2 protein-coding genes and 3 pseudogenes are annotated in these 4481 nt (G+C 58.6%); 1 reads left to right on the top strand and 4 read right to left on the bottom strand.

The genetic code is table 11. The features are described 5' to 3' along the window. Positions 1 to 525: 525 nt before the first annotated feature. The 3 genes and pseudogenes from AWB81_RS40725 to AWB81_RS47820 form a co-directional block, all read right to left on the bottom strand. Positions 526 to 905, bottom strand: a pseudogene (locus AWB81_RS40725) (IS30 family transposase); the annotation flags it as partial. Between the two features lie 35 nt (positions 906 to 940). Further along, positions 941 to 2194, bottom strand: a complete 1254-nt coding sequence (locus AWB81_RS40720) for an IS256 family transposase (protein WP_101635779.1) — start codon at positions 2192 to 2194, stop codon at positions 941 to 943. 72 nt (positions 2195 to 2266) lie between these two features. Next, a pseudogene (locus tag AWB81_RS47820) lies at positions 2267 to 2482 on the bottom strand (IS4-like element ISCku4 family transposase); the annotation flags it as partial. Positions 2483 to 2632: 150 nt separating this feature from the next. Between AWB81_RS47820 and AWB81_RS40710 the strand changes: the two are divergent. After that, positions 2633 to 3664: pseudogene (locus AWB81_RS40710) on the top strand (IS481 family transposase). Here the strand turns inward: AWB81_RS40710 and AWB81_RS40705 are convergent. Beyond that, complete coding sequence (locus tag AWB81_RS40705) at positions 3583 to 4122, bottom strand: group II intron maturase-specific domain-containing protein (protein ID WP_087135564.1); 540 nt, start codon at positions 4120 to 4122, stop codon at positions 3583 to 3585. The pseudogene AWB81_RS40710 and the gene AWB81_RS40705 sit on opposite strands and share 82 nt — an antisense overlap. Between the last annotated feature and the right edge of the window lie 359 nt (positions 4123 to 4481).

Below are 4481 nucleotides of genomic sequence, written 5' to 3'. Positions count from 1 at the left end.
TGGCTCCGGTCGTCCACGGGTCTTCGGACCCATTGAGCTTCGAGCTCGTACATCGCTGGGCACGTCCCAGCCGGCTCGACCGGAGCCACCTTACACCGCCAGCGCTCCGCAGTCACCCGTACAACTCGTCGGTCTGAGGCGGAGCCTCGTTAGTATCTTATTTACCTATCCGCGTCACCGACGTATCGACCCGAGTGCGGTGCACTCCATATGTATCCAGCCAGACGCCCCACGGGTGCAGTCTTCCTGAAGCGGCACCGCCGCTGCCAATCAAGTTAGTCGTCTTGTGCGGGAAACTGAGTTCCATAAGAACCGCATGGACGCTGGCTCTTGGGTCGAAACGTAAATCCTCATCGACTGAGAACATCTTCGCACGGACAGTGCGAACGTCCGCCTTCCCATCGTCTACGGCAATCACGCCAAGCCTGGCTCACGCGGCCCCATACTGAGGCGACCATGATGAGCAAGCTCTCAAGACGGGAAATGACTTGCAGGGCGGCTTCAAACTGAAGCGCAACAAGGGGTTTAATGTTTAGCGCCTTGAGGTTGGTTCGCTGAGGCGAGCGTGGAAGCAAATACCTCGAAGGGAGAATGAAACGCGTGCGTGGCACGAGGGCGATTGTTCAAGCTGTCGGCGATAGCATCGAGTTCGTCCTGACTGTAGACCGAGAGGTCGGTGCCATTAGGTAAGTACTGTCGCAGCAATCCGTTGCTGTTTTCAAAGGTCCCGCGTTGCCAGGGACTGTGCGGGTCGCAGAAGTACACGCGCACGCCGGTGGCCGCGGCGAGTTCCTGATGGCGCGTAAGTTCCTTGCCCTGGTCGTAGGTAAAGCTCTGGCGCTGGGGTTCGGAATCGAATTGAGTTTGCCCGAGAAGCCCGCCAGAGCTGAGGCATGGGACGTGTCAGGAATTTCGTGTGCTGAGGTCGCTGTAAAAATTCTCAGCTGATGGCGTTGGTGAACCGCTCGCCGAACAGAATGGCGAACTGATTGACTGCTTGCCGCCAAGTGATAGGCGGCATCTTCCAATCCTTTTCGATGTTGCGCAAGGCCAGATACAGCAGTTTGCTGGCGGCTTCATCGCTCGGGAAGTGGCCGCGGTTCTTGACGATCTTGCGCAACTGCATGTGCATGCTCTCGATCGCGTTGGTTGTGTATATGATTTTGCGTACTTCCGGCGGATAGGCGAAGAACGGGATGACTTGTTCCCATTGACGCTGCCACATGGCCGCGACGGTAGGGAATTTGCGGCCCCACTCGCTTTGAGAGAAGGCCTCAAGCGCGGCTGCCGCCGCTTCGGCCGTGGCGGCCTGATAGATCGGCTTGAGCGCGCCAGCCAACGGCTTGCGGTCTTTCCAGCTCGCCAGATTCAGCGAATTGCGGATCAGATGCACGATGCAGGTCTGGATTTGGGCGGCCGGATAGACCGCCTCGATCGCTTCGGGGAAGCCGCGCAACCCGTCGACCACCGCGATCAGGATGTCGTGCAAGCCACGGTTCTTCAGTTCGTTGAAGACCTTCAGCCAGAACTTGGCGCCTTCGGTCTGCTCGATCCACAAGCCCAGCACTTCCTTGCGGCCATCGGCGCGGATGCCCAGCGCCAGATACACCGCCTTGTTTTTGACCGTGCCTTCGTCGCGGATCTTCAGACGCAGCGCGTCAAAGTACACGATCGGATACATCGCCTCGAGCGGGCGTTGCTGCCACTGCTCGACCTCGGCCAGCACTTCATCGGTGACCGTGGAAATCAGATCGGGCGACACCTGCAGCCCGTACAGCTCCAGCAGATGGCCTTGAATCTCGCGCACGCTCATGCCGCGCGCATACATGCTGATGACGTGGTCGTCAAAGCCCGGTAGCCGGCGTTGATACTTGCCGACCAATTGCGGCTCGAACGTTGCCTGCCGATCGCGCGGGATGTCCAGGTTCAGCTCGCCATTGGACGTGATGACTGTCTTCGGGCTCGTGCCGTTGCGGTGGTTGCCCGATTTGCCCTGCTCGGCCTCAGCCGTCAGGTGATGCGTCAGTTCCGCCGCCAGCATGCGCTCGGCGAGTTGCTTCTTGAGCAGGCCGGCCAAGCCCGATTCACCGAGAATCGACTCGGCATCCTTGTTCTGCACCTGAGCCAGCAGTTGATCGATCAACTCATCCGGAAACAGCTTCGGCGGGCTCGGTTTCTTGCTCTTCTTTGTCATGTTTGTTGTTTCGGTCATAAAGGCGTTCCTTTCGGTATCCTCAAGAGTGCCGAGTTCGGCACAGTCTTGGGGTTATGTGGCCAGTCGGAACATCTCGAAGGTGTCAGGGTCCTGCCTTTCGGCGATGAATTTCGCGAAGAAATTGGTTTTGGCGCTATTCACGAGAAATTCGGGCAGGCATTGTCGTAGTGCACTGGCGACAACCAACTCCGATGGAGGGATGCCGGGACGGATGGTGCGCAGCCAGGATCCAAAGGAACTCCAGACGAGTGAAGGGAATACCGATGCGGTTGCATCCTCCATCTTGGCAAGCAACACCGGGCGGCTGGTGCGCTCAACCAACACGCCAACGGAAATTTGATTGCCAGCGCCTTTGTCGGGTAAGAACGTACCGTTATCTGTGTGATTCATAGACATCGCTTCAACTAGCATGAAGCGATGGACCGCGAAATTGCGACACGATTACAGTGGGTATTGATGTATAACGAGACAGGCAACGCCGGTCTCGTTTGCGCGGTGTGGCATCTCAAGACCGACACTTCGCAAATGGTTACGACGTTACCGGGATGCCGGAGAAGAAGGTCTTCGCTCTCAAAGTCGCCGCCCTCTCAACAGTCCAAACCGGAAGGTTTCGCAGGCCGTTCGGGCGACCATCCTACGGCTGCGTGCCGAACACAAGGGAGCACGGCGAATCCAGAGCGAGTTGCGACTCTACGAACAAAGAGAGGTGTCCCTCGCGACCATTCACAAGGTCCTAAGCGAAGCGTCTGTGAAACCGCTAGTACGTTCCCGGCGGCCTGCACATCCCAAACGCTATAGCCGCCCGGTTCCGGGGGATCGGGTCCAGATGGACACAATGAAGATTGCGCGAGGCGTCTATCAGTACACGGCGATCGACGACTGCTCGCGCTTCCGCGTACTGGGCGTCTATCCCCGCAGAAATGCTCGGAATACGCTGCTTTTCCTTGAGCGCGTGATCGAGGAGATGCCGTTTCCGATCCAGCGTATCCAGACTGACAGGGGTGGCGAGTTCTTCGCCGAATCGGTGCAGCGGCGTCTGATGAGCGAGTGCATCAAATTTCGACCGATCCCGCCACGTTCGCCACACCTCAATGGAAAGGTCGAGCGCTCCCAGCTTACTGACCTGAACGAGTTCTGGTTCCACCATTCTCCGACGAGGATGCGATCGATCGGCGAATTGAGGAGTGGCCGTTCGACTACAACTGGCGCCGCCCGCACGGCTCACTTGGGGGCAAGACGCCCATTGACCGAATCGCGGAAGTCAGCGAAATCACACCTCTTGCGGAGCAGGTGGAATGCGCCTACGACGAGGGGAAAGAGCGAATCCGACATCGTGAATGGCGAGTCGACTAGGCCCTCGCCGAGCATCATCGACGCGTGCTTGAGCTTGCGCCTCCGGTAGAAGACGCGAGTTCTAAAACACTAAGAAAACGGTCTTCAAGAAAGTGAAACGATGTCTGTGAATCGCACACGTTACCGATTGCGCGGAATAGCCGCAGACTGCCGATGCTGCCGTCAGCCCGGATTTCGTCCGTCGCAAAGTCCCATGACCGCTGTCCGTCTGTCTGAAAGTATCGCCTCCTCATCCATCGTGCTCCTTTCGTGGGGTGCCTGCGCACAGCCCACTTCCGGAGCAGTTGCCAGATGTGCGAGTCTATCAATGAGAAGGTCGCTTTCGCCACGACGTGGCGGTGATACATGGCCCAACCCCGGATGAGCGGGTTGAGTTGCCGTATCAGCGCTTCCTGGGTGGCGCCAGCGTGCCCCCTTGTCACGCAACGATTTGATGCTCTTCTTCGTTGCGCATGCTGGCCTCCGTGCAGGAAATCGCCGGGGCGCGGCACAGCCCACGCCCGTGCGGCTCTGGCAGCAATGCTAACCCGCGTTTCATTCCCACGGCAGGGCATCCTCTGCCTCACGGAAAGTCATTCTGACTTACCCCGTTCCGCATGATTCTTGGGATGGTTCGGACCCGTCCTATGCGCCGGGGGCGTACTGTCCATGATGGCTCATTCATCAGAAGCCATCCCTTGCCGCATACGGTTTTGGTTCAAGCCTGTCAGCACGTTTGGCTTGTTAGGCGTAACGGCGCGTTTCGGACGTTCACATGTGTTGGTCGTACCCACCCATCCCTTGCACCTCTCCGCCTTTGTGCTGGCAGAGTCCGCCTTGCCTCGCGGCTCGGCGTACCGTCGCCGTGGCGACGTTCGCCGGCGAAGCGCCCGAACTGATTTTCGAAAGCCAGGTGACGCTGGAACACTACGAG

The organism is Caballeronia arationis, from assembly GCF_001544975.2.
Lineage (GTDB): Bacteria > Pseudomonadota > Gammaproteobacteria > Burkholderiales > Burkholderiaceae > Caballeronia > Caballeronia arationis.
The sequence above is the reverse complement of the archived record's forward strand: the minus strand, read 5'-3'. Positions and strand labels throughout refer to the sequence as shown.